Genomic DNA, 24,579 nt, shown 5'->3' on the forward strand with positions numbered 1-24,579 from the left:
CGATGCGGTGTCTGGCGCCTAGGGCAAGGTGAGCGATGCGCCGAGCCCGCCCGGGCCGACCACGCGCAACTCGCGAAGGCGTTCGCGTAGTGTCTCGTCCAGCGGTACACCGACGGCGATAGGCCGCCGCTCCAGCTCGTGGTCCCAGCGCGCCAACGCGAACGGGAAGCGGAAGAGCTCAGCGCCAGCTGCATCCAGCCCAATCGCCGTCCAGCCGCCGCTGGGATCAGGTGTGGACGGGACGCCCATCATTGAGCGCGGAGGCAGGAGGCTGATGCTGCGACCGTCAGTCTCGCCCGTCACGTACAGCAGGTCGCGGCGCGTGCCGCCCGCCATCAGTGTGACCGTCGCGCTGCCGCGGAACGTGACAATCCCCTCGTAGTTGTACGCACCATACCACTTTGGCGAGCAATAGCCCATCACATCGCCGGTGTTGGGTGCCACGGGATAGGCGCGCGCCGTGAGTGCCTGCTGGAACGACCAGGTGTCGTTGCCGCCGTCCCCGATGCGGCCATCCGCGATGGGAAAGCTGGGATCCGGGCCGGCCGCGCTACCACAAGGCGCGTGGAATCGCCCGAGGTTGTGCCCGAGTTCGTGGATCACCAGCTCACGCGTGCCGGGCTCGTAATTGAACCAACCCACCTGCACGACAAGTGCCGTGCGCGTGCCGGCGCCGTAGCTACTGCCGAGCGCGGGGATGTACCCGTAGCCCCCGAAGGCCGTGAAGTTGAAGCCCGAGGGTGGACGCACCACACCCATCCAGTACCAATCGGAATGCGTGGGACTGGCCACGCGCGCCTGGTCAAGCTGGCTCAGCACCGGAATCCAGAAGCTCCCCTCACCGCCACTCGGCGGCGTACCGAACGACGTTGACGTGACGAAGGTGGGGCCAACCTCCACCTCGATCGGGCCGACAGGCGCAATCTGTCGCACGAGGCGCAGATACTCCTCGACGTTTCCGGTATCCACGTCGCCGGTTGCGCCACCGTGCGAAGTCAGCGAGATGGGTACGAAGCGGATCCGCAGCGGTGGCGGATCGATGGCGTCGAGCGGCTGCGGATCCGCCGGATACACATCGGTGTCGGCGTCTGCATCAGCCAAGAGCCCCCGTGGGTCGCGCCGGACTTGCCACGAGCGGTCCAGCCGGAGCACGGCGCTCGGCACTAGGAACTCGACGTTGGGCGCGAGCATCGACGCGGTGCCCGCCTCGACCCGCGCACTCAAGGTGTCGGCCCAGAGCACAGCGCCGAGTCCATCGAGGATGCGCAGTTCGATCTCGTCGTCCACGCTGAGCTCGGACGGGGAACTCAGGGTCACGAGCACGGCCGCATCGCGGCCGCCGAGGAGCATCGGGATGTTGCCCAACTCGTTCTGCGAGCCCTGCGTCCAACGCACGCTGGCGATGGCGATGTCGAAGCCGTCGGGCAGGTCGTCCGTGGCCGTCACGGTCACCACCACGCTGTCGGTGGCGCTCTCCACGCTGACCCGCACGATCGCTTCGCCGTTCCCCACGGCGGAGACGACGCCGGCAGCGGAGACTGCGGCGATGTCCGGTGCCGAGCTTGCCCAGAACACGGGCCTCGGCGCCAGAGCCACCCCAGCGGAATCGCGGAGCTGTACACCGAGCGCAAGGCTTCCCGCGGCCAGCGGGGAACGCTGCAAGGCGATAGAATCCGCGGCGATGCTGACGGTCCCGACGGGAACTGGGACGACGGTGACCGAGACGGCGCCTTGGGCGCCACCGCTGCTGGCCGTGATGCTGGCGCTGCCCAGTGAGAGCGCCGTCACGAGCCCGGTGGGCGAGACGCTCACGATGCTTGGGCTCAGCGACGCCCAGGTGACGGTTCGTCCCTCGAGGGCCGCGCCGTTCCCGTCGCGGGGCGTGGCGATCAGCTGGCGGGTCTGGCCGCCGCCGGGACCAATGTACAGGGTGAGCAGCGAGACATCGGTGGTCACGGCAGCGACGCGATGCGCGTCTGTGTTCGGAGTGCAGGCGCCAATCAGCCACGCGGCCACGACACTACTGACCGCGATGCGGTGAGGCGCGGTGCAGGCGCGGGCCAGATGGCGGAGGTGGCGCACGGCCACCAAGTTGCTGCGCGGAATTGACGCCCGCCAGCGGAAACCCTTCGGCGCCGGTACCGTACTCAACTGGGTGCGGGCGACCTCGCCCGACAGCGCGAACATTTCTTCCACTCCTACACTGGATCCAATGCGCCGAATCCTCTTGCTCGCCACTGCTGCGCTACTCATCGCGGCGCCCTCCGACACGGCCCGCGCACAGGCCACTTCGCCCGCCGCGCAGACACCACCGCCGTCCGCGCGGCCCGCTGACGTGGAGAGCATCGATGCGATCATGGCGGCCGTCTACGACGTGATTTCGGGACCAGCGGGACAGAAGCGCGATTGGGACCGCTTTCGCGCGCTCTTCGTGCCCGGGGCCCGGCTGATCTACACCGGCAAGCGGCCGAACGGCGAAGGCGGAATGCTCGTGTGGAACGTGGACGAGTACATCACACGCAACGGGCCGGGACTCGAGCGTGGCTTCTTCGAGCGCGAGCTGGGCCGCAAGGTCGAGCGCTACGGCAACATCGTGCACCTGATGAGCGCCTACGACTCCAAGCGCACGCTGGAGGATGCGGCGCCGTTCGCCCGCGGCATCAACTCCTTCCAGCTCTGGTACGACGGCAAGCGCTGGTGGGTGGTGACGATCTACTGGGAGGCGGAGACGCCGGCGAACCCGATTCCGGCGGAATACCTGACGGCGAAGCCGTAGGCCCCGCGAGTCATTGGTGGCGCGCGCCGCGATTGCACAGGTCGCGGCGCGCGCGACCGCTTAGCCGGTGCTCTCTCGAAAGCGAGCCGGCGAGACGCCCACGCGCCGCTTGAAGAACCGCGCGAAGTAGCTCGGATCGCGGAACCCGAGCGCTGCCGCCACCTGCGCGGCAGACCGATCCCCATAAAGCAGCTCGCGCCTCGCGAGCACCTCCAGTCGCGCGTCGATCACCTGCTTGGCCGTCGCGCCCAAGTGCTGCCGGCACAGCCGCGTGAGGTGCGCAGCGCTGATGCCCAGCGTGCGCGTGTAGGCGCGCAGCCCGTGTGCGGCGGTGGCGCGCTCGTCGACGAGGCGACGAAAGGCTGACACTTGGCGATGTGGGGTGCGCGTCGCCTCCGTGCCGTGTGCGCGCCCGTAGAGCCGCCCGAGATGCACCAACTGCTCGTAGAGACCGGCACGGAGCAGGTGGGCGCTGTCATCGCGCCACGCGTGCAGTTCACGGCGCATTGCGCCCCACGACTGCTCAAGACGCCGCCGCTGGGCGGCGGGGATCTCCGCCGCGGCACGCCCCGCATCGTGGAAGTAGGGCAGACGCTCCAGGAACGCCGCGTCGCTGAAGAACTGCTCAAGGAACGTGGCGGGAAAGAACAGGCAGAGCCCATCGAGCTCCCGCACCTCCCAGCGCCGCACCTGACCCGGCGAGGTGAACAACAGTTGTCCCGCCGCCACGCGGTAGCGGTGGCCGTCGAGCCAGAACCAGCCTCGCCCCTTCGTGATCACCGTGACATCGTAGAACGACAGCCAGTGCGGCTCCTCGTGGATAAACGTCGGCATCTCGTGGATCCACGCGATGTCGATGAGGATCTCCGGGCCGTACTTGGTGCGATGGAAGTCGATGCGGGTCGGGGACTCGGCCATGTGCGAAAAGTACCAGTTCTGGTGCGTCTTGCACGAGGGCGGCCACGAAACACCCGGGTATTCTCCGGCAACCTCACAGGGACCATTCCATGCTCGCCACACTGCTCCTGCTCGTGCAGGCCCAGGCCATCCCCGTCGACGCGGGCTGGACGCTCGACGGACCCACGATCGGCATCGAACGCCATCGCGACGTCGCAGCCATCCGCGTGGACAACGGACGCGCAACGCGCCGCGACCTGCAACTGATGGACGGGAGCATCGAGTTCGATGTCGAGATGACCGACGTCCGCTCGTTTGTGTACCTGCAGTTCCGGATGGAATCGGACACGGAGTTCGAGGAGATCTACCTGCGGCCGCACAAGTCGGAGCTGCCGGACGCGGTGCAATACAACCCCGTGTGGCGCGGGGACTCGTACTGGCAACTCTGGCACGGGCCGGGCGGCACGGCAGGGCCACGCTTCGAACTCAACAAATGGACACACGTGCGGCTGGATCTGCAGGGCGCGGTGGCGGCGCTGTACCTGGACCGCAGTGCGACGCCCGCGATGGTGATCCCGCTCGCCCGCGCGCCGCGCAGTGGCTACGTGGCCGTGCGCGCGTCAACGCCCGACACCAGCCTACTGCGGGGCCGGCGCACGGCGTCGTTCGCCAACTTCCAGGCGCGCCGCGGGGCGCTCGCCCAAGCGTTGCCTGCGCCGCCCGCTGCCCCGGCACGCGAACCCGGCGACATCACGCGATGGCAGGTCTCGCCGGGTTTCGCCGGTGAACGCGCGGCGATGACCGAACTGCCGGCGGCGGCGCTCGAAGGCCGCGCGAACTGGCCGTCGTACAACGTCGAGCGCAGCGGCGTGCTGGCCATCGGACGGCACCAGGCACGCCCGCGCCCGGTCGGCGCCGCCATCGCCCGACTTGTCCTCCGCGCCGATCGCGAGCAGCTGCAGCGCCTCTACCTCGGCTACTCCGACTACGTGACCGTCTTCGTCAACGGACGTCCCGTGTTCGCCGGCGATGCGCACTACAGCTTTGACGAGCCGCGGCAGGAAGGGCTGATCGCGCGTAGCCAGGCCACCGTCTGGCTGCCACTGCGTCCTGGCGAGAACGAGATCCTGCTCGCCGTGGTGGACAGCTTCGGCGGTTGGGCGCTGATGGGCCGGCTGGAGCCGGCGGATGGGGCGCGGTTGCTGCCCGCGCCCTAGCGGTACCGCTCCATCAACTGCTCCAGCTTCGCACTGCCCGGACACAGCTGCTCGTACGGCAGGTCCACCAGCGGCGTGTCCACGGTCTTGAGCACGTCGTGCATGTCCTGCGAGGTCTCGGAGACAAACAGCAGCCCAGTCGCGATTTCCCCGCGCTTCTGGCAGGCCCGCACGTGCGCGTGCGCGGAGTCGCGGTCGGTGGGATCGTAGTCCTTGGTGGTCGCGCGTAGCCGCACGCGGCCTCCATCGTGCAGGGTCACGGTGCGCACCAGCTCGTCGCTGGGCTCCAGCGTGATCTCCCGCTGCAGCGGCACGAAGTCCGCCGACACGGCCTCCACCTCGTGCTGCCGCGTGTAGGCGTAGCTCTTGGTGCTGCCCTCGTGGTCGTTGAAGGTCACGCAGGGCGAAATCACGTCCACCAATGCGAAGCCCTTGTGCGCGATGGCGCCCTTGAGGATGGGCACCAACTGCTGCTTGTCGCCCGAGAACGACCGCGCCACATAGGTCGCGCCGAGCGTGAGCGCGAGCAGCACCGGGTCGATCGGCGCCGACACATTCGCCTCGCCCTTCTTGCTCTTGGAGCCAACGTCGGCGCTGGCCGAGAACTGACCCTTGGTGAGGCCGTACACGCCGTTGTTCTCGATCACATACAGCATGTTCACGTCGCGACGGATCGCGTGCGCCAACTGTCCAAGCCCGATGGACAGCGAATCGCCGTCGCCGGAGATGCCGATGTACGTGAGCGCGCGGTTGGCCGCGTTGGCGCCGCTGGTCACCGAGGGCATTCGCCCGTGCACGGAGTTGAAGCCGTGCGACTGCTCCATGAAGTACGCGGTGGTCTTGGACGAACAGCCGATGCCGCTCATCTTGGCCGCGCGGTGCGGCGGCAATTCGAGCTCCCAGGCGGCCTGCACCAGGGCCGCGGTCACGGAGTCGTGGCCGCATCCGGCGCAGAGCGTGGACATCACGCCCTCGTAGTCGCGCAGCGTGAGCCCGAGGCCGTTCTTGCGCGCCGTGGGATGCCGAACAGGAGGCTTGGCAATCGAGGTCACGCGGGGACTCCGGCAAGGTGTGAGGTCACGGCCTTGACCACGGTGTCGGCCGAGAGCGGCAGGCCGCCGTAGTCCAAGACCGGGATCAGTTCGTTCGGCGGCACGCCGATCTCCATCGTCAGCAGCGTGCGCAGCTGGCCGTCGCGGTTCTGCTCGATCACGAAAGTGTGCTCGTGCTTGCCGAAGAAGGCACGCACTTCCGAATGGAACGGGAATCCGCGGATGCGCATCACGTCCACGTGCATCCCGTCGGTCCGCAGGCGCTCTGCAGCCTCGCTCACCGCAGCATCGCAGCCGCCGATGGTCACCAGCGCAATCGTCGCCGCGCCCTGATGTTCGATGATCGGGGCGGGGAGGTGGTCCGCCATGCCCTCGATCTTGCGCTTGAGTCGATCCACGACGACCTGGTACGCGTCCGAGTCTTCGGTGTAGGCCGCGTGCTCGTCGTGGCCCGAGCCGCGCACGAAGTACGCGCCCTTGCCGCCGATGCCCGGCAACGTGCGAGCCGCCACTCCGTCGCCGTCCACGTCCTTGTACCGCGAGAACCGCTGGACCTTCTCCAAGTCCTCGGCGCTCAGCACCTTGCCGCGATCAGGACGATATGAATCGTCCCACTTCAGCCGCGGCACCATCCAGTCATTCATGCCGATGTCGAGGTCCGATGCCACGAACACCGGCGTCTGGAAGTGCTCGGCCAGGTCGAAGGCCTGCACCGTCATCTCAAAGCATTCCTTCGGGTTCGCTGGGAAGATGATCGGATGCTTTGTGTCACCGTGCGAGGCGAAGGCCAGCGAGAGCAGGTCGGCCTGCTGCGTGCGCGTGGGCATGCCGGTGCTGGGCCCGCAGCGCTGCACGTCCACGAAGACCGCCGGGATGTCCGTGTAGTACGCCAGCCCAATGAACTCCTGCATCAGCGAGATGCCAGGCCCGGACGTGTTGGTGAACGCCCGTGCGCCGGCCCAGCCCGCGCCAATGACGATGCCGGCAGCGGCGAGCTCGTCCTCGGCCTGCAGGATGGCGAAGCGATGCTTGCCGGTCTCTGGATCCACGCGAAGTTCATCGCAGAAGGCCTTGAAGGCCTCCATCAGAGCCGTTGCCGGCGTAATCGGATACCAGGCGCCGACCGTGGCACCGGCGTACACGGCGCCCAACGCGCAGGCCGTGTTGCCGTCCATCAGGATCGAGTCGCGTGTCGCGTCCATCTTCTCGAGATGGAAGGGCAGCGGGCAAGTGAAGTGCGCCTTGGCGTAGTCGTAGCCGAGCCGGATGGCCAGCTGGTTGAAGTCGAGCAGCCGCTTCTTCTTGCCGAACTTCTCATTCAGCATCGACGCGATGATGTCCATGTCGATGTTGAGCAGCGCCGCCAGCGAGCCCGCGTACACGATGTTGCGCAGCAGCGTACGGTCACGGTCGCGCTCGAAGTTCTCCACGCACATCTGCCCGAAAGGCACACCGAGGATCGTGATGCCCTCGCGCACTAGATCGGGGTCGAGCGGCCAGCTGGAGTCGTAGAGCAGGTAGCCGCCCGGGCGCACCGAGGCGACGTCCCGCGCGTACGTGGACGGGTTCAGCGCGACCACGAGGTCCACCTCGGAGGGTCGCGCCGTGTGGCCATCCTTGCTCACACGGATCTCGTACCAGGTCGGCAGGCCCTGGATGTTCGACGGGAAGAGATTCTTGCCCGTGACCGGGATGCCCATCCGGAAGATGGCCTGCATCAGCAGGCCGTTGGCGGACGCCGAGCCGGTGCCGTTCACCGTGCCCATCTTGAAGGCGAAGTCGTTCACGCCGCTCATACGGCCATCCTCGTCGCGTAGGGCAGGCGCAGGTCGAAGGTGCGCATGTCCCAGGCCGCCGTGGGACAGCGTTCGGCGCAGAGGCCGCAGTGCAGGCAGACGTCCTCGTCCTTCACCATCACGCGCTTGGTCTGTGGAAGCACGTCCGACACATAGATGTCCTGCTGGGGATTGATGGCCGGCGCCGAGAGCCGCGTGCGCAGGTCATCCTCGCTCGTGCCGTTGGTCGTGATGGTGAGGCAGCGCGTGGGGCAGACGTCGACGCAGGCATCGCACTCGATGCACAGATCTTCCGTGAAGTGCGTCTGGATGTCGCAGTTGAGACAGCGCCCCACCTCGGCGACGGCCTGCTCGGGCGTGAAGCCCAACTCCACCTCGATGCCGATGTCGGAGACGCGCTTCTGCAGCTCCTCGTGCTTCATCTTGGCGCGCTTCACTGGGTCGTAGTCGTTGTCGTACGCCCAGCTGTGCATGCCCATCTTGGCGCTGACGAGCGTCATGCCTTGTGGCGGTCGCTCGCTGATCGGCTGGCCCTGGCAATGCTGATGGATGGAGATGGCCGCCGCGTGTCCGTGCGCCACCGCCCAGATGATGTTCTCCGGGCCCCAGGCCGCGTCGCCGCCGAAGAAGACGCCGGGCAGCGTGCTCTGGTGCGTGGTCTTGTCCACCACCGGCATGTCCCATTTCGGATCGAACTCGAGGCCGATGTCGCGCTCGATCCAGGGGAAGGCGTTGTCCTGGCCAATCGCGAGGATCACGTCATCGCAGGGCAGGATCACGGTACCGGTCACCGTGCTCACCTGCTTGCCCTTGGCGTCCACGCTCCACTCGAGCTGCTCGAACTCCATCCCCACGAGCTTGCCGTTTTCGATCACAAAACGCTTGGGCGCGTGGTTCTCGATGATGTCGACTTGCTCTTCCTCGGCGTCCTCCAGCTCCCAAGGCGAGGCCTTGAAGTGCTTGCGACCGCGGCGTGCGACCACCGTGACGTCCGTGGCGCCCACGCGCTTGGCGGTGCGGCAGCAGTCCATCGCTGTGTTGCCCACGCCGATGATCAGCACGCGCTTGCCGATCTTCTCCACGTGCCCGAAGTGCACGTTGGCGAGCCACTCGATGCCGATGTGGATGTTCTCCTTCACGTCCCAGCGGCCGGGGATGTCGAGCTCCTTGCCCTTGGGCGCGCCGCTGCCGACGAAGACGGCGTCGTAGCCCTCGGCGAGCAGCGCCTTGAGCGAGTCGACGCGCGTGCCGTACTTCATCTCGGCGCCCATGTCGATCACGTAGCCGCATTCCTCGTCGAGGACCTGCGCCGGCAGTCGGAAGGCGGGGATGTTGATGCGCATCAAGCCGCCGGGCTTGGCGTGTTGCTCGAGGATCGTGACCTCGTAGCCCAGCGGCAGCAGGTCGTTCGCTACGGTGAGCGAGGCGGGTCCCGCGCCCACGCAGACGACCTTCTTCCCGTTCTTCTTGTCCGGTGCCTTGGGCAGCCGCGCGGTGATGTCGCCGCGGCGGTCGGCGGCCACGCGCTTCAGGCGGCAGATGGCGACCGGCTTCTCCTCCACGCGTCCGCGCCGACAGGCCGGTTCGCAGGGGCGGTCGCAGGTGCGACCGAGGATTCCAGGAAAGACGTTCGACTCGCGGTTGAGCATATACGAGTCATCGTAGCGGCCCAGGGCGATCAGCCGCAGGTAGCCGGGGACGTTCGTGTGAGCCGGGCAGGCCCACTGGCAGTCCACAACCTTATGGTAGTAGCGCGGGTCGGAGACATTCGTCGCCGCCATCAGGGAATCCTCCGGGGAGTCTGCGCTGGAGTGTGGCGCAGGGAAGCCCGCTCGGCAAGCGGGGTTCCGAGGCAAGACTTAGTGAATCCGACTGACACGATTGTGCGGATTTGCCTGTCAGGCCTTGCCTGTCGGGTGGCCTAGACTGTGTGTGACCGACGACGCGCAACGGCAACAGGGAGTCGCTCCATGGACGTTCTCGTTTCTCCCCTACTCAGTTCTACCGTCCTGATGGGTGTGTTCGCCCTGATGTGGTGGAAGTACAGGGAGCACTGGCTTGGCTACTGGGCCGTCGCCTTTGCGCTCTTTCTCGTCCGCTATGCGTACGGGCTGCTGGCCGACGCGGAGTCGTTCGGCGAGTACTACGTCGTCCTGCCGGCCTTGGCGATCGCGCGGGGGTACTTCCTGCTCGCAGGTGCCTTCGCGCTGGCGCAGCGCCCGATGCCGACCGCTGTCCAGGCGCTCTTCATCGCCGACGGGCTGGTCTTGGCGTGGGAGGCGGTCGCGGCACCCGTCGCCACCTTCGGTCAGGCCGGGGCCACCCACTATCTGCTGTTCGGGCTCGCGACCGTCGCGAGTGCAGGGATGCTGCTCGCACGACGGCGGGAGTTGGGCCGCGAGTCCTACCTCGTGGTGTATGCGCTCGTGTGTATAGGACTGGTGAACGCGAGCTTTCCCTGGGTTTCGCGGATGGCGGACCAGTCAGTCGCCACGGCCTACTTCCTCGTCGCCGATGCGGCCCAGTCATTGGTGGGAATCGGTGCCATGCTCGTGTTTCACCGTCGGGCGACAAACGAGCGCGACGCCGCGCTGCAGCGGATGGAGGCCGCGTTGGCCAAGGCGCTCAAGGGTTATGTCCCGATCTGTGCGTACTGCAAGTCGGTGCGCGACCGCGACCGCGACGGCGGCTGGGAGAGCCTTGAGCGCTTTGTGAGCGAGCATACCGACGCGTCGCTGACGCACGGCATCTGCCCGAAGTGCGAGGCGCAGTATTTCGGGATGGACCTTGGCAGCGCCGGTACGGACGCAGCGACCTGACGCCACGGGCGCCAGGTCGCTGCGAGACTCCGTATTGCCTGCCGCCGAATCCTACCGGTTGCCGCCCTCCAGGATCCGCGCAATCTCCGTGCGCAGGTCGCGCAGGTGCAGACGCGTCATGCTGTCGCCGGCCTTGGCCTGCGCCGACGCAATCAAACGGTCGAGGTCCTGCAGTTCGCCGCGCAGCACGGCCCGCACGTCAGAGTGGGCCGGGTTCGGCGCGGGGTTGTTCGCGCGCGACAGCGCCTCCGGGGACGGATTGAGCCGGCTGTCGGCCGCCGCGAGGAACGAACGCTGCAGGTTGCGGCGATACGCATTGATGCGCACGCTGCCCGCATTGAGCTCGCCCCAGATGCCGGCCCGCAGGTCGGTCATCAGGTCGGCCAACGTGTAGGTCGCCGTGCCCGCCGGCGCCAACGCCTCGAACTCGACCAGACGCTCGAGGCGGTTCTGGTTGAGCAGCGAGTTGATGACCGACGCCTGACGCGCGCGGAAGCGCTCCACCGCGCCGTCGTTCTCGATGCGCCGCAGCAGGGCGGGGTCGAGGAACATCGCCGGGACCTGGAAGGCCACGCGGTTCAGGTACTGCACGGCCTCGCGCTGGCGCGCACGTTCGAGCGGCGTGAAGCGCTCGCCGGTGCCGTACTTCTCCTGCGTGTACGCGCCGCCGACGATGCTCGAGACGTGGCCCATATAGCGACCCCACTGGCCCACGGCCTGCTCGTACAGCGTCTCCACCTCGTCGTAGCTCTCGCCCGGCTTCTCTGCCGCATTGCGGATGTTGGCCACCACGCGCTCGAGGTTCCGCATGCCCAGCGTCGTGGCGCGCACCGCGTCGGCGTCACCCACGGCCTCGGTTTGGTTCTCCGGGTCACCGGTGGCGTCGGGCGTGGTGAAGCGCAGCCAGGGGAAGCGGTCCTGCTCGCGCGCCCACTGGTCAAGCGTCGCCTTCTCCTCGTCCGGCGTGCGCGCACTGGGGATGGGGCTGTAGCCCCACTTCACGGCGAACACGTCGTACGGACCGACCTGCGGGATCAGCAGGTGCGGCGGGATGTTGTCCTCGGGCTGCGCCACATAGTTGAAGCGCGAGTAGTCCATCAGCGTCGCCACGTGGCCGTTCATCCGCTCGAGGAAGCTGCGGCTGCGGATGGAGTCCACCGGGTACTGTGCCGAGGACTTCATATTGTGCGGGAAGCCGATCGAGTGGCCGACCTCGTGCGTGACGACGTACTCGACGAGGCGACCCATCAGCGAGTCCGGCATCGGCAGCGTCTGCGCGCGGGCGTCGAGCGGCGAAGCCTGGATGAAGTACCAGTTCTTCTGCAGCTCCATGATGTTGTGGTACATGTTGACCTCGCCCTTCAGGATCTCTCCCGAGCGCGGGTCGACGGTCTGGCCGCCGGTGGCGTTGGCCACGGTGGACGGGCGCCAGTAGATCACCGAGTGGCGCGCGTCAAAGAGCGAGAAGTTCGGATCCTCTTCCGGCGTCGGCGCGATGCGGCCGAAGATGGCGTTCGAGAAGCCCGCCGCCTCGAAGGCCGACTGCCACTTGTTCACGCCGATGACGATCCAGGGCTTGAGCCAATCCGGCGTGGCGGGGTCGATCCAATAGATGATCGGCTCCACCGGGTCGGACACGGCGGCGTTCGGATTCTTCTTGACCAGCTTGAAGCGATGGATGAAGCGCATCTGCTCCGAGCGATGCACCGGCCGCGACATGTCGTACCAGCGGCTGGAGTTGAAGCCGACGCGCTCGTCGTGCCAGCGGGGCATCATCGGGGTGTCGGGCAGGGCAAGCATCGAGAAGTGCACGCGCACCGTCTGCGACTGCGGGCGCGGCGTGCCACCGAAGCCGCCCGGGCCACCGGCGGCGGGACGGGCCAGGCCCGTCTGCGTCACCTCGATGTCCACGTTGCGCTCGAAGGCCCAGGTCTGCTCGACCCAGCTCTTGTTGCGCTGCAGGCCCTCGATCGGCCCCAGTTCGGCGATGTTCGACAGGAAGAGATCGCTCACGTCGATCACCGCGGCACTGTCCGGGCCGTAGGCGGCCACGGAATAGCTGGCGAGCACGGGACCCTTACGGAAGCCGGAGACCTGGCGCCAGATCGCCGACGTGCTGTCGGCCATCAGGTCGAACTCCTTCTCGCGCAGGACCACGCGGTTGCCGTCGCGCTCCCACTGCACGATCACGCGCACGCCGCCGCCGAAGAAGCCGGCGGGGTTCTGCAGCGTCGACTCCACGGGACGCGAGATGAGCAGCATCTCCTTCATCAGCGCGGCGCGCGGGATCTCGAAGAACAGCTGCTCGTTGATGCGGTGCACCTTGAACAGGCCGCTCTGCGTCGTGGCGGCCTCGGTGATCACGCTGCGGTAAGGACGGGGGCCGCCCTGGTTGCCGCCCTGCCGGCCCTGTGCCGCGCCGCCCTGCGGGGCGGCCTGCGCGCCCTGCGGCGGCGTCTGCTGTGCGCCGGCGGCGGGCGTCGTCGTGGGAGCGGGCCGCGTTGTCGCGGTGGCAGTGGTGCAGGAGACCAGCGCCAAGGCGCCAGCCAACTGCGTGAGACGTGCGAGTGGTCGCATCGGATTCATCGGGTGATGAGGAAAACGCGGCGCGCCCACGAGGTCGCGGGCGCGCGCAAGGGTCGAACCTGTCTACGCGCCACGGCGCGCGAGTGATGACGGCTGGTTGGCCGGCTCGCCACGATCTCTCGAAGTGGACTCAGATCTTCGGCAACGTCACGCCGACCTGGCCCTGGTACTTGCCCTTCTTGTCCTTGTACGAGACCAGCGGCCCCTCGTCGCCCTCGAAGAACAACACCTGGGCGATGCCTTCGTTGGAATAGATCTTCGCCGGCAGCGGCGTGGTGTTCGAGATCTCCAGCGTCACATAGCCCTCCCACTCCGGCTCGAAGGGCGTGACGTTGGTGATGATGCCGCAGCGCGCGTAGGTGGACTTGCCCACCGTGATCGTCATGACGTTGCGCGGGATGCGGAAGTACTCCACCGACCGCGCCAGCGCGAAGCTGTTCGGCGGCACGATGCACACATCGCCCTCGTACTCCACGAAGCTCTTCGGGTCGAAGTGCTTGGGGTCGACGACCGAGTTGAGCACGTTCGTGAAGATCCGGTACTCGGGGGCCACGCGCATGTCGTAGCCGTAGGCCGAGACGCCGTACGAGACGACGCCCTCGCGCATCTGGGAGCTCTCAAAGGGCTCGATCATCCCGTGCTTCTCGGACATCTCGATGATCCAGCGGTCGTTCTTGATGGACACGGCGTGCGGGGTCGGGGTCAGGGGCGGGCCTGCGCCAGCCCGAATCCTAGTCCCTGCCGTGGCGCTGGGGAACCGCGCAGGCGATGCCGCTACATTGCGCGGATGCGATCGCCTGCGGCCTGCCTGTTATTCGCGATGGCCTGCGCCGCGCCAGACCCACCGCCCCGCGCAGACGCACCGTTTGCCGCGGCGATCGAGTCCGCCGCCCTCCGCAGCGATGTGGTCCGCGAGGCGTCCGGGCTCGTGAGTTCCGCGCGGCACCCAGGCGTGTTCTGGACGCACAATGATTCCGGTGATGAACCGCGCATCTTCGCCATCGACGCCAGCGGTGCGATCCGCGCGACGCTGCGGATCGCAGGCGCGCGCAACCGCGACTGGGAAGACATCGCGCGCCGCGGCGACACCTTGTTCATCGCCGACGTCGGGGACAATGCGGCGGTGCATCCGTCCGTTCGTGTCTATGCGGTGCTGGAACCGGCCGCACTCGCAGACGGGTCACTCGCGCTGGTCGCGCAGTACGAGCTGCACTATCCGGACGGTGCCCGGGACGCCGAGACCTTCATCGTGGACCCGCTGAGCGGCGACTGGTTCATCGTCACCAAGCGCGGGGAGCGGTCGCGGCTCTACACGCTTGCTGCCGCGTCTCGCGCCGAGACGGGCGCACCGATGGCTGCAGGGTCAGGTGATGTGCCGGGCGCGACTCCGGCTCTCGTCCTTGCGCGTGTCGAGGGAGTCTTGCCGTTCCGTCTCGCCGTCGCGGGCGATGTGTCCGCCGACGGGACCGAGGTCCTCGTGAAGACCTACACCGAGGTCTTCTATTGGAAGCGTGGGGCGGGGGAGTCACTCGCCGCCTCGCTTCTGCGCCCACCCCGACGGCTGCCCTACCGCCCCGAACCACAGGGCGAAGCCATCGCTTTCACGCTGGACGGCGACGCCTACGCCACGCTCTCGGAAGCGGCGGGCGGAGGCGTCGCCCAGCGGTTGTTGCTCTACCGGCGTGCACCCTAGCCGCGGGTGCGCGGCTCCGCGTCTTACCGCCGCCCGCCGTAGTTCAAGCTGAAGCCGATGCCGAACACCGGATCGGCACCTTCGAGTCCGATCGGAAAGAGCACGTTCGGGCGCACCGAGAGCTGGTCGTTCAGCACGAGGCCGAGCGCCAGGCCGGCCGTGCCGTAGGTGTCCGCCTCCTCCACCGAGCCGCCGACACCGTCGAAGATGTTCGCCGAGTACGCGAAGCCGAGTTGGACGGAGGGCACGATGGCCAATCGTGAGCCGCGCACCAACTCGCCGCCGAGGGCCAGGCCGAAGCCCACGGCGCGCGAGGTCAGGTCAGTGCCGAACCCGTCGATGTCTTTCGGCCCGAATCCGAACTGGGCACTGAGCAGCGGGCAGATCTGCGCCGTACCCGCGGTCGCAGGCACTTGGTAGCCGATGTTGGCGCCCGCCAACAGTTGGGTGCCCGTGACACCCTTGAAGGTGGTGCCTCCCGCAAACACACCACCGAAGACGGACTCCGAGCCGCCGCCCCAGCCGGCGCCGAAACTGGTGGCGTCGTTCCCCGTCATCACGTCACCCGACAGCTGTAGGTGACCTTGGGCGAACGACGGGTTGCCGAGGCAGGCCTGCGCGGCCAGCGCCGCGGGGAGCAGCACTGCGGCCGCGAGAGCGGTGACGCAATGGCGCAGGGATCGAGACGTGAGCATGGAATGACCTCGAGGTCGAGTGAATCGCAGCGGTGCAGGAACAGCGCGTGCTACCCAAGCCTGCGCCGTCGGTTCTTCAGGTTCCATCGCAGTCTGCGCGGCCTCGCACCGAAACGCGAGCGCGGTTGAATCCCCGACGATGTGATTCGGGATTGCGGCGCACAACACGTTGTCGCGCATCGCGTTCCGGTTGCTTCGCTATTGGCGCACGGCTACTTTCCGCCGAGACAAAAATCGTTCGTGAATTTTTTCACGAATCGCCACGCCCGAGCCTTCCCCCCAAATGGAACGGACGTACCTCCCAGTCCTTCTGCTCCTTGGATTTGTCGCCGTCAATGCGGTGCTCATCCTTGGGCTGTCGCATTTCCTGACGCGCGCCCGGCCGACGCCGGTGAAGCAAGAGGCCTACGAGTCGGGCATGCCCGTCCTCGGCGACGCGCGCGAACGCTTCTCCGTCAAGTTCTATATGGTGGCGATGCTGTTCATCGTCTTCGACATCGAGACGGTGTTCATGATCCCCTGGGCCGCCTACTACCAGCAGCTCTCGTGCATGGCGCCGCTGGTGAGCGGCATCTGTCCGGGTGGCCAGCTCACCTTCTTCGGGCTCGGTGAGATGCTGGTCTTCGTTGCCATCCTGCTGGCGGGCTTCATCTACGTCTGGAAGAAGGGAGCGCTGCAATGGGATTGACCACGCGGCCGGATCCGGCTTCCGCCGTCTCCTATAATCCGCAGACGCAGGAAGGCTGGATCACCACCCGCCTCGACTTCCTCGTCAACTGGGGCCGCGCGAACTCGCTGTGGCCGATGCCCTTTGGCACCGCCTGCTGCGCCATCGAGTTCATGGCCACGGCCGCCTCGAAGTTCGACCTCGCACGCTTCGGCATGGAGCGGATGAGCTTCTCGCCGCGCCAGAGCGACGTGCTGATCTGTGCGGGCCGCGTGCCGTTCAAGCTCGCGCCGGTCATCCGCCGCATCTACCAACAGATGCACCAGCCGAAGTGGGTCATCTCGATGGGCGCCTGCGCCTCGTCGGGTGGCATGTTCGACTCGTATGCCGTGGTGCAGGGCATCGACACGATCATTCCCGTGGACGTCTATGTGCCCGGCTGCCCGCCGCGTCCCGAAGGCCTCATCTACGGCATCATGATGCTGCAGAAGAAGGTCATGCAGGAGCGGATGTCCAACACTGCGCTGCGCGACGAGTTGATGCCTGACCCCGAATCGCAGCTCTACATCCCGCCTTCGCGCATCGACGAGCTGTCGGAGCCGTTCGGCAACTCGGTGCACCAGACCCGGTCGGCGCCGTGAGCAAGTCCATGGAGAAGTACGGCGCGCCCGCCTTCGAGATCGTTTACCCGGCCTCGGCGGACACCCCGGCGACGCCACGAAACATCCCGCATCGCGGCGGCGCGATGAACCCGACGGTCGAGGCGATGCGCGCCAAGTTCGGCGCGGCCGTCCAGCGCGCCGAGGTGGTCTGGGGCGAGACGACGGTGTTCGTCGAGCGCGCCAAGGTCGCCGAGATCTGCGCCTGGCTGCAGTCGGACCCGGCGCAGCGCTACGAGTACCTGTCGGATGTGACCGCGGTCGAGTACCGCGACCACGGTCGGCCGATTGAAGTCGTGTGGCACATCCGCTCCGTACGGAACCGCCGCTTCATCCGCCTCAAGACCGAACTCCCGAAGGACGGCAAGACGCCGCTCGTCGTGCCCAGCGTCTGGAGCGTGTGGAAGGGCGCCGATTGGTTGGAGCGCGAGTGCTACGACATGTTCGGCATCCGCTTCGAGGGTCACCCCGACCTGCGCCGCATCCTGATGTGGGAGCAGTACAAGGAAGGCTATCCCCTGCGGAAGGACTTCCCGATGCGCGGCCGCTTCTCGCGCTCGGAGCAGCTGAAGCAGGCGTTGGCTGCCAATCCCGAGGCCCGGTACTCGATGGAAGAGCTTTCCATCTCCGATGCCTTCGAGGACCTGCCCTCGGACATGCGTGCCCGCCTGAAGGGCGGCGAGCAGACGGGAGAGTAAACCGCAATGCCTACCGCCACCGACAAGCGCACCATCGAGGTCGCGCTTTCCACGACCGGTCTCGGAGCCGACGGCAAGCCGCAGCGCATCCCGCTGGGCGCCGAGGGCCTGATGACGCCGCATGACGCGATCGAGCCGGAGCTCGAAGGCGAGCACATGCTCATCAACATCGGGCCGCAGCACCCCGCCACGCACGGCGTGCTGCGTCTGGTGCTCGAGCTCGACGGCGAGACCGTCGTGCGCTGCATCCCGCACGTGGGTTACCTGCACTGCGGCTTCGAGAAGATCGGCGAATACCGCCAGTACAACCAGATCATCCCCTGGACCGACCGCGAGGACTACCTGAACTCGATGGGCAACAACGTTGCCTTCGTGCTCGGGGCGGAGCGGCTGTTCGGCGTGGAGATCACGCCGCGTTGCACCGTGCTGCGTGTGATCGCGATGGAGCTCTCGCGTATCATTTCGCACCTGGTCTGGCTGGGCACGACCTGCATCGACATCGGCGCGTTCACGCCGTTCCTGTGGAGCTTCCAGGAGCGTGAGAACGTCTACAACCTGCTGGAGCGCTGGACCGGCGCGCGGCTCACGACCAGCGGAACGCGCATCGGTGGCATGATCGCCGACGTGCCGGAGGGCTGGACCGACCAGCTCAAGCACTTCATCGAGACCTTCCCCAAGACGCTGGACCAGGTCGAGGGGATGCTCAACAAGAACGCCATCTGGGTCGGCCGCACGGTTGGACTCGGCGTGATGACGCCGGACGAGGCGCTCAACTATGGATTGAGCGGCCCGATGCTCCGCGCCTCGGGTGTGGCCTACGACGTCCGCAAGGACTTCCCGTACCTCGACTACGAGACCTACGACTTCGACGTGCCGGTCGGTACCAACGGCGACGTTTATGATCGCTTCCTGGTCCGTCAGGAAGAGCTGCGCCAGTCGGTGCGTATCCTCGAGCAGGCGCTGAAGCGTTTGCCCGACGGTCCGGTGAACGTGGATGACCCGCGGCTCATCCTGCCTCCGAAGTCCAAGGCGACCAGCGAGATGGAATCCATGATCCATCACTTCAAGGTCGTGATGGAAGGCCCGCGGCCCCCGATCGGCGAGACCTACGTGCCGATCGAGAGCCCGAAGGGCGAGAAGGGCTACTACTTCGTCTCCGACGGCACGGCCAAGCCGGTGCGCTGGCGCATCCGGCCGCCCAGCTACGTCAACCTTTCGGCGATCCCGAAGATGGTCGAGGGCCACCTGCTCTCCGACGTCATCGCGATCAACGCCTCCATCGACATCGTGATGGGAGAGATCGACCGGTGAGCCACGGCCCCTCCGCCCCCTCGGCGGCCCCGAGTGGTCAAAAGAATCACGACCACGCGCCTTATGAGCCGGTGTTCACGCCGGGCTCGGCGCGCCTGAAGGAGTTGCAGGATCTCATCACGCGCTATCCCGACAAGCGCGCCACGTTGCTGCCTGCGCTGTGGATGGTGCAGCAGGAACGCGGTTGGATCAGCGACGACGCCATGCGCGAGGTCGGCGACCAACTCGGTTGCACCGCCGCTTATGTGAAGGGTGTGGTGACGTTCTACACGATGTACCACCAGCATCCGGTCGGAAAGCATTTCATCCAGGTGTGCACGACCTCGCCCTGCCTCTGCGCCGGTGCCGACAAGGTCGTCGAGGCCTTCCTCGAGCACACGGGCTGCAAGGAACTCGGCCTTACCTCGCCGGACGGCAAGTACACCGTGATCGAAGTCGAATGCCTCGGCGCCTGCGGCTTCGCGACGCCGGTGCAGATCAATGAGGACTACGTGGAGAACGTGACGCCGGAGAAGGTGCCGGAGATTCTGCGAGGGCTCGCGTAATGGGCTATCCGCACAAGAGCCATCCCCGCGAGACGCCGGTCCTCAGCAAGCACTTCGGTGACCCCGAGGCACGCACGCTCGAGGGCTGGAAGTCACGCGGCGGCTACAAGGCGCTGCAGCAGGCGCTGTCGATGGATCCCGTCGCCATCCAGAACGTGGTGAAGGAGTCCGGCCTTCGCGGCCGCGGCGGCGCCGGATTCCCGACCGGCCTCAAGTGGTCCTTCATGAAGCTCGGCGACGGCAAGCCGCACTACCTCTGCTGCAACGCCGACGAATCCGAGCCGGGCACGTTCAAGGACCGCGAGATCATGCGCTGGACGCCGCACGCCCTCATCGAGGGCTGCGCGATCGGTGCCTACGCGATTGGCGCCGAGACGGCCTACATCTACGTGCGTGGCGAGTTCACCGAGCCCATCAAGCGGCTCGAGGACGCGCTGGTCGAGGCCCGCAAGGCGGGCATCATCGGCCCCAACGCGATGGGTTCGGGCAAGAAGATCGATGTGTGGGTGCACCGCGGCGCGGGCGCGTACATCTGCGGCGAGGAGACCGCGCTGATGAACTCGCTCGAGGGCAAGCGAGGCAATCCGCGCATCAAGCCGCCGTTCCCGGCGGTGAGCGGCCTCTTCGGGATGCCGACGACGATCAACAACGTCGAGACGCTGGCCGCCGTGCCGCACATCCTGAACAACGGCGCTGAGTGGTACAAGGCGATGTGCCTGTCCTCGCCGAAGAGCACCGGTTCCAAGTTGTTCTCGGTCTGCGGCAACGTGGCCAAGCCGGGCAACTATGAAGTCGTGATGGGATTCCCGTTCAAGGAGTTCCTGTACGACCTCTGCGGCGGCCCGCCGCCGGGCCGGAAGTTCAAGGCGATCATCCCCGGCGGCTCGTCGGTGCCGGTGATCACCATCGAGGAGGCCGAGTCCGTGAAGATGGACTACGAAGGATTCCTCGAAGTGGGCACGATGCTCGGTTCGGGCGGCGTCATCATTTTCGACGACGCGCAGTCGATGCCGCGGCAGTTGGCGCGCCTCGCGCGCTTCTACGCGCACGAGAGCTGCGCGCAGTGCACGCAGTGCCGCGAGGGCACGGCCTGGATGACGAAGATCCTCGAGCGCATCGTGGACGGCCACGGCACGTTCGAGGACCTCGATACGATCTTTGAGCTCTCCGAGAACATGACGGGCAAGACGATCTGCGTGCTCAGCGATTCCTGCGGCGCGCCAGTGACCAGCGGCATCAACCGCTTCCGTGGGGAGTTCGAGGCGCTGATCAAGGGCAAGCGGTCGTCCACCGTGGCGGTGGGCGCATGAGCGGCGTCACGCTGACCATCGAAGGGCGCCAGGTGACGGTGCCCGCGGGGACGAGCATCCTCGAGGCGGCCAAGGCCGCCGGTGTGCTCATCCCGCACTACTGCTATCACCCCGGGCTTCCCGTGGCCGGCGTCTGCCGCATGTGCCTCGTGGAAGTCGAGAAGATGCCCAAGCTGGCCCCGTCCTGCGCGACGGCCGTCGGCGAGGGGCAGGTGGTGCACGTCTACTCCGAGAAGGCACTCGAGGCCCGCAAGGGCGTGCTCGAGCTGCTGCTCATCAACCATCCGCTCGACTGCCCGATCTGCGACCAGGCCGGTGAGTGCGAGCTGCAGGACTACACGTTCCAGGAAGGGCGCGCCGACTCGCGCTATCGCGAGCCCAAGCGCTTCAATCCGGTCGAGGACTTCGGTGGCGACGTCCTCTACGTCACCAACCGCTGCATCCTCTGCACGCGCTGCGTGCGCTTCATGGAGGACGTGCACGAGGCGCCGGTGCTCAACGTCTCCGAGCGTGGTGACCGTGCCTGCATTGGCAAGGCACCGGATGCGGACCTCACGCAGCCGTGGGCGGCGAACGTCATCGACCTCTGCCCGGTCGGCGCGCTGGTCTCCAAGGACTTCCTGAACAAGGCCCGCGCCTGGGAGCTCGACCGCACGGCTTCCGTGTGCAGCGGCTGCTCGCAGGGCTGCAACACGATCATCGAGACGCGCGACAACGTCGTCGTCCGGCAGAAGCCGCGGTCCAACGAGGCCGTGAACCACTTCTATATGTGTGACCAGGGCCGGCTCGACTATCGCTGGATGAACCGCGCCGACCGCATGGAAGTCCCGAAGGTCAAGATGCACGACGTGCTCTCGCCGGTGGACTGGGACATTGCCTATGGCGAGGCGGCGAAGCTCCTGAAGGGCAAGCGCGCCTACGTGGTGGCCTCGCCCAAGCTCTCCAACGAGGCGCTCTACCTGCTCAAGCAGATTGTGAAGCAGACGAACGGCGAAGGCGTGTTCCGCTGCGCCACGGGCCCCGAGGCGCCGCTGCCTGGCGTGAGCGATCTCTCGCTGCGCGCCGACCGCGCGCCGAACGTGCACGGCGCCGAGCTGCTCGGCTTCGGCCGCCGCGACGCCGACGTGCTCGGCGGGCTGCGCGATGGCGACGTGCTCGTGCTGGCCGACGAGGAACTGCACGGCGTGAACGCCGCCGCCGCGAAGAAGGCCGGCGCCATCATCGTGGTCGGGACGTCGCTGCCGGAGGGCATTCCAACGCCTGACGCCGTGCTGCCGATCGCGAACGTGGCCGAGGAGGAGGGGACCTTCACCAACCTGCGCGGACGCGTGCAGCGCTTCCTGCAGGCCAAGGCGGCGCCCGGTCTCGCGCGCCCCAGCTGGTTCGCGTTGACGGACCTCAACAACGCCTTGGGCATCAAGGGCGAGCACTTCACGCCGGGCGCCGTGTTCGGCGCGCTGGCTGCCACCGAATCTGCCTTCAACGGCCTCAGCTATGAGAGCCTCGGCTTGATGGGTGCCACGGTCGCTGGCGCACAGGCGGGGGCGGCCTAATGGATCAGTCGCAACTCGCCCTCCCGTTCTGGCCGTTCCTCATCGCCACGGTCATCAAGATGCTGGCGATCTTCACGCTCTACATGGTTGGCGTCGCCTACACGACGCTGGCCGAGCGCAAGGTCTCGGCTTGGATCCAGGACCGCCACGGCCCGAACCGCGTCGGACCCTGGGGCCTGTTCCAGGTGCTCGCCGACGGCGTGAAGAACATCATGAAGGAAGAGACGATGCCCGGCGGCGTGAACAAGCCGCTGTTCGTCCTCGCGCCCGCGCTGGCCTTCGTGCCCGCGCTGATGGCCTGGGCGGTGATCCCCTTCGGGGCGCCGCTGCCGACACCCTGGGGCCGCGTGGACCTCGTGGTCGCGGACCTGCCGATTGGATTCCTCTTCACGCTGGCCATCACCTCGCTCGGCGTCTACGGCATCGTGCTCGCCGGCTGGGCCTCCAACAATAAGTACTCGCTCTTGGGCGGCCTGCGCTCCTCGGCTCAGATGGTCAGCTACGAGATCGTGATGGGGATGAGCGCCGTCTGCGTGCTGCTCGTCGCTGGCAACGTCTCGCTGCCTGAGGTCATCGAGCAGCAGGTGTTCCTCGGCTGGAACGCCAAGGTGCTGGCGGTGGCCTGCTTCCTGTTCCTCGTGGCGGCCTTCGCGGAAACCAATCGCGTGCCCTTCGACCTGCCCGAGGCGGAGTCGGAACTCATCGCCGGCTACCACAGCGAATACAGCGCGATGAAGTTCTCGATGTTCCCGATCTCCGAGTACGCCAACATGGTCACGGCCAGCGCGATGTTCGTGACCTTGTTCCTCGGCGGCTGGGACATCCCGTTCACGCACTGGGACAACTTCGGGCCGTACACGGTCGCCAAGGCCATTGCGACCTTCGCGATGTTCTTCGCCAAGGTCGGCTTCTTCGTGTTCTTCTATATCTGGATCCGCTGGACGCTGCCGCGTTTCCGCTATGACCAGCTGATGTCGCTGGGCTGGAAGGTGATGCTGCCGACGGCGCTGGCGTACATCGTCATCGTGGCGTCCACGCTGCTGGGCCTCGACATGGCCGGCGTGGTGCGCGGCCGGACCTTCGGCTGGATCATGGGCGGCCTCAACGCGGTGCTCCTGGTGATTCTCTTCTTCGTCCTCGACCGCGGCCGGCTCGTCAGCCCCGCGTACTCTCGCCTTGAGCGCGCGGAGATGGCGCGGCTGCGCCAGCGCGCCCCGAGCCGTGCGACCCTGCAACCCGGGGAGATCCGCTAGATGGCCATCAACGTGAAGGTGATGGAGCGGCCCATCCGCGACGTCAGCTATGTGCGCGCGACGCTCAGCGGCCTCGGGCTTACGCTCAAGCACCTGGTGAACCCGCACAAGGTCACCATCCAGTATCCCGACCAGAAGTGGGACATCGGCCCGCGCTGGCGTGGCACGCATCGCATGCTGACCACCGAGGACGGCAAGGCGAAGTGCGTGGCCTGCGGCCTGTGTCCGACGGTCTGCCCGGCGAACTGCATCAAGCTCGTGCCCGGCGAGGACGAGGCGGGGAACCGCTACCCGCTGGTGTTCGAGATCGACGAGTTCCGCTGCATCTTCTGCGGTTACTGCCAGGAAGTCTGCCCGGAGGAGGCCATCCATCTCGGGCGGCACTACGAGAACGCCGAGTTCAACCGCGAGCGCTTCGTCTATGACCTCGAGCGTCTCACGGCGCAGACGCACCCCGTGAGCGAGTTGTGGGACCCCGCCGACCCGCGGGGGGAGTGACGATGGGCAACGAGTTCTTCCCGCTCTTCTACGGGTTCCACTTCTATCTTTTCGGCCTGCTGGCGCTGGCGTCGGCAATCCTCTTCGTCACGCGCAAGAGCCCGGTGGCTGCTGCGCTGTGGCTGGTGAACGTGATGTTCTGCCTGGCCGCGCTCTACGTGCTGCTCGACGCGCAGTTCATCGGCGCCATCCAGGTGTTGGTCTACGCCGGCGCCATCATGGTCGTGTTCCTGTTCGTGGTGATGCTGCTCAACCTCGGGCATCCCGACGAGCTCAGCGACATCCGCGGCAAGGCGGGTCGCCTCACCGCCGGCGCGGTGGGCCTCGCGCTGCTGGCCGAGGTGATGGTGTTGGCGCGCTCGCGCTTCCCGCTGCGCCTCGAGATGCCGGTGCCGCCGGCCGAGGTCGCGGTGCAGGGACCGGGCGGCATCATCGGGCCGCTCGCGGGGCCGCTGTTCCGCGAGTACCTGCTCGCCTTCGAACTCACGTCGATGCTGCTCCTGGCAGCCATCGTCGGCGCGGTCGTGATCGGCCGCAAGCGAGGCTGATCCAGA

At 67.0% G+C, this 24,579-nt stretch carries 22 protein-coding genes; 14 read left to right on the forward strand and 8 right to left on the reverse strand.

Going from position 1 to position 24,579, the window contains the following annotated elements:
• Positions 1–18: 18 nt before the first annotated feature.
• Positions 19–2,187, reverse strand: coding sequence for an Ig-like domain-containing protein (locus tag KF709_14475; GenBank protein MBX3175609.1), 2,169 nt, complete (start codon positions 2,185–2,187; stop codon positions 19–21).
• 25 nt (positions 2,188–2,212) lie between these two features.
• On the opposite strand from KF709_14475, the gene KF709_14480 reads away from it, so the two are divergent.
• Entirely contained in the window at positions 2,213–2,776 is a 564-nt protein-coding gene (locus KF709_14480) for a hypothetical protein (protein MBX3175610.1), read from the forward strand.
• A gap of 60 nt (positions 2,777–2,836) precedes the next feature.
• Here the strand turns inward: KF709_14480 and KF709_14485 are convergent, their stop codons facing one another.
• Positions 2,837–3,694 carry a helix-turn-helix domain-containing protein gene (locus tag KF709_14485; protein MBX3175611.1) on the reverse strand — a complete coding sequence of 286 codons (858 nt, stop codon included), beginning with the start codon at positions 3,692–3,694 and terminating at the stop codon, positions 2,837–2,839.
• An 89-nt stretch (positions 3,695–3,783) separates the two neighbouring features.
• On the opposite strand from KF709_14485, the gene KF709_14490 reads away from it, so the two are divergent.
• Positions 3,784–4,890, forward strand: coding sequence for a hypothetical protein (locus KF709_14490; GenBank protein MBX3175612.1), 1,107 nt, complete (start codon positions 3,784–3,786; stop codon positions 4,888–4,890).
• On the opposite strand, the gene KF709_14495 is transcribed toward KF709_14490, so the two are convergent.
• Genes KF709_14495 through KF709_14505 form a run of 3 tightly spaced genes read right to left on the reverse strand, consistent with a single transcriptional unit; the run spans position 4,887 to position 9,519 of the window.
• On the reverse strand, positions 4,887–5,942 hold the full coding sequence (locus tag KF709_14495) for a 2-oxoacid:ferredoxin oxidoreductase subunit beta (GenBank protein MBX3175613.1): 1,056 nt from the start codon (positions 5,940–5,942) through the stop codon (positions 4,887–4,889). The two genes, KF709_14490 and KF709_14495, sit on opposite strands and share 4 nt — an antisense overlap.
• Positions 5,939–7,738, reverse strand: coding sequence for a 2-oxoacid:acceptor oxidoreductase subunit alpha (locus KF709_14500; protein MBX3175614.1), 1,800 nt, complete (start codon positions 7,736–7,738; stop codon positions 5,939–5,941). Before KF709_14500 ends, KF709_14495 begins: the two co-directional genes overlap by 4 nt.
• On the reverse strand, positions 7,735–9,519 hold the full coding sequence (locus KF709_14505) for an FAD-dependent oxidoreductase (GenBank protein MBX3175615.1): 1,785 nt from the start codon (positions 9,517–9,519) through the stop codon (positions 7,735–7,737). Before KF709_14505 ends, KF709_14500 begins: the two co-directional genes overlap by 4 nt.
• A gap of 189 nt (positions 9,520–9,708) precedes the next feature.
• Here KF709_14505 and KF709_14510 point away from each other — a divergent pair, with 189 nt between their 5' ends.
• Positions 9,709–10,557, forward strand: a complete 849-nt coding sequence (locus KF709_14510; protein ID MBX3175616.1) for a hypothetical protein — start codon at positions 9,709–9,711, stop codon at positions 10,555–10,557.
• 51 nt (positions 10,558–10,608) lie between these two features.
• Here KF709_14510 and KF709_14515 read toward each other — a convergent pair whose 3' ends face one another.
• Positions 10,609–13,134, reverse strand: a complete 2,526-nt coding sequence (locus tag KF709_14515; protein ID MBX3175617.1) for a zinc-dependent metalloprotease — start codon at positions 13,132–13,134, stop codon at positions 10,609–10,611.
• A 139-nt stretch (positions 13,135–13,273) separates the two neighbouring features.
• A complete protein-coding gene (locus KF709_14520; GenBank protein MBX3175618.1) occupies positions 13,274–13,828 on the reverse strand; it encodes a dCTP deaminase in 555 nt (184 codons plus the stop codon).
• Positions 13,829–13,930: 102 nt separating this feature from the next.
• Here KF709_14520 and KF709_14525 point away from each other — a divergent pair, with 102 nt between their 5' ends.
• On the forward strand, positions 13,931–14,836 hold the full coding sequence (locus KF709_14525) for a hypothetical protein (protein MBX3175619.1): 906 nt from the start codon (positions 13,931–13,933) through the stop codon (positions 14,834–14,836).
• A gap of 23 nt (positions 14,837–14,859) precedes the next feature.
• Here the strand turns inward: KF709_14525 and KF709_14530 are convergent, their stop codons facing one another.
• Positions 14,860–15,531 (reverse strand): hypothetical protein, encoded by a 672-nt coding sequence (locus KF709_14530; protein MBX3175620.1) that lies wholly within the window; start codon positions 15,529–15,531, stop codon positions 14,860–14,862.
• 283 nt (positions 15,532–15,814) lie between these two features.
• On the opposite strand from KF709_14530, the gene KF709_14535 reads away from it, so the two are divergent.
• The 10 genes from KF709_14535 (at position 15,815) to KF709_14580 (ending at position 24,573) form a co-directional block, all read left to right on the forward strand.
• Positions 15,815–16,219: an NADH-quinone oxidoreductase subunit A gene (locus KF709_14535; GenBank protein ID MBX3175621.1), complete on the forward strand. Its 405-nt coding sequence runs from the start codon at positions 15,815–15,817 to the stop codon at positions 16,217–16,219.
• A complete protein-coding gene (locus tag KF709_14540) occupies positions 16,210–16,839 on the forward strand; it encodes an NADH-quinone oxidoreductase subunit B (GenBank protein ID MBX3175622.1) in 630 nt (209 codons plus the stop codon). The genes KF709_14535 and KF709_14540 overlap by 10 nt, the downstream gene beginning before the upstream one ends.
• Complete coding sequence (locus tag KF709_14545; protein MBX3175623.1) at positions 16,836–17,555, forward strand: NADH-quinone oxidoreductase subunit C; 720 nt, start codon at positions 16,836–16,838, stop codon at positions 17,553–17,555. The genes KF709_14540 and KF709_14545 overlap by 4 nt, the downstream gene beginning before the upstream one ends.
• Before the next feature lie 111 nt (positions 17,556–17,666).
• Entirely contained in the window at positions 17,667–18,866 is a 1,200-nt protein-coding gene (nuoD, locus tag KF709_14550; protein ID MBX3175624.1) for an NADH dehydrogenase (quinone) subunit D, read from the forward strand.
• A gap of 71 nt (positions 18,867–18,937) precedes the next feature.
• Positions 18,938–19,411 carry an NAD(P)H-dependent oxidoreductase subunit E gene (locus KF709_14555; protein MBX3175625.1) on the forward strand — a complete coding sequence of 158 codons (474 nt, stop codon included), beginning with the start codon at positions 18,938–18,940 and terminating at the stop codon, positions 19,409–19,411.
• Positions 19,411–20,721, forward strand: coding sequence for an NADH-quinone oxidoreductase subunit NuoF (nuoF, locus tag KF709_14560; GenBank protein ID MBX3175626.1), 1,311 nt, complete (start codon positions 19,411–19,413; stop codon positions 20,719–20,721). The genes KF709_14555 and nuoF overlap by 1 nt, the downstream gene beginning before the upstream one ends.
• Positions 20,718–22,274, forward strand: coding sequence for a (2Fe-2S)-binding protein (locus tag KF709_14565; GenBank protein MBX3175627.1), 1,557 nt, complete (start codon positions 20,718–20,720; stop codon positions 22,272–22,274). Before nuoF ends, KF709_14565 begins: the two co-directional genes overlap by 4 nt.
• A complete protein-coding gene (nuoH, locus tag KF709_14570) occupies positions 22,274–23,527 on the forward strand; it encodes an NADH-quinone oxidoreductase subunit NuoH (protein ID MBX3175628.1) in 1,254 nt (417 codons plus the stop codon). Before KF709_14565 ends, nuoH begins: the two co-directional genes overlap by 1 nt.
• A 21-nt stretch (positions 23,528–23,548) precedes the next feature.
• On the forward strand, positions 23,549–24,025 hold the full coding sequence (locus KF709_14575; GenBank protein MBX3175629.1) for an NADH-quinone oxidoreductase subunit I: 477 nt from the start codon (positions 23,549–23,551) through the stop codon (positions 24,023–24,025).
• A 2-nt stretch (positions 24,026–24,027) separates the two neighbouring features.
• Positions 24,028–24,573: an NADH-quinone oxidoreductase subunit J gene (locus KF709_14580; GenBank protein ID MBX3175630.1), complete on the forward strand. Its 546-nt coding sequence runs from the start codon at positions 24,028–24,030 to the stop codon at positions 24,571–24,573.
• Positions 24,574–24,579 lie beyond the last annotated feature (6 nt).

The sequence above is a fragment of the Gemmatimonadaceae bacterium genome, assembly GCA_019637445.1.
Taxonomy (GTDB): Bacteria; Gemmatimonadota; Gemmatimonadetes; order Gemmatimonadales; family Gemmatimonadaceae; genus Pseudogemmatithrix.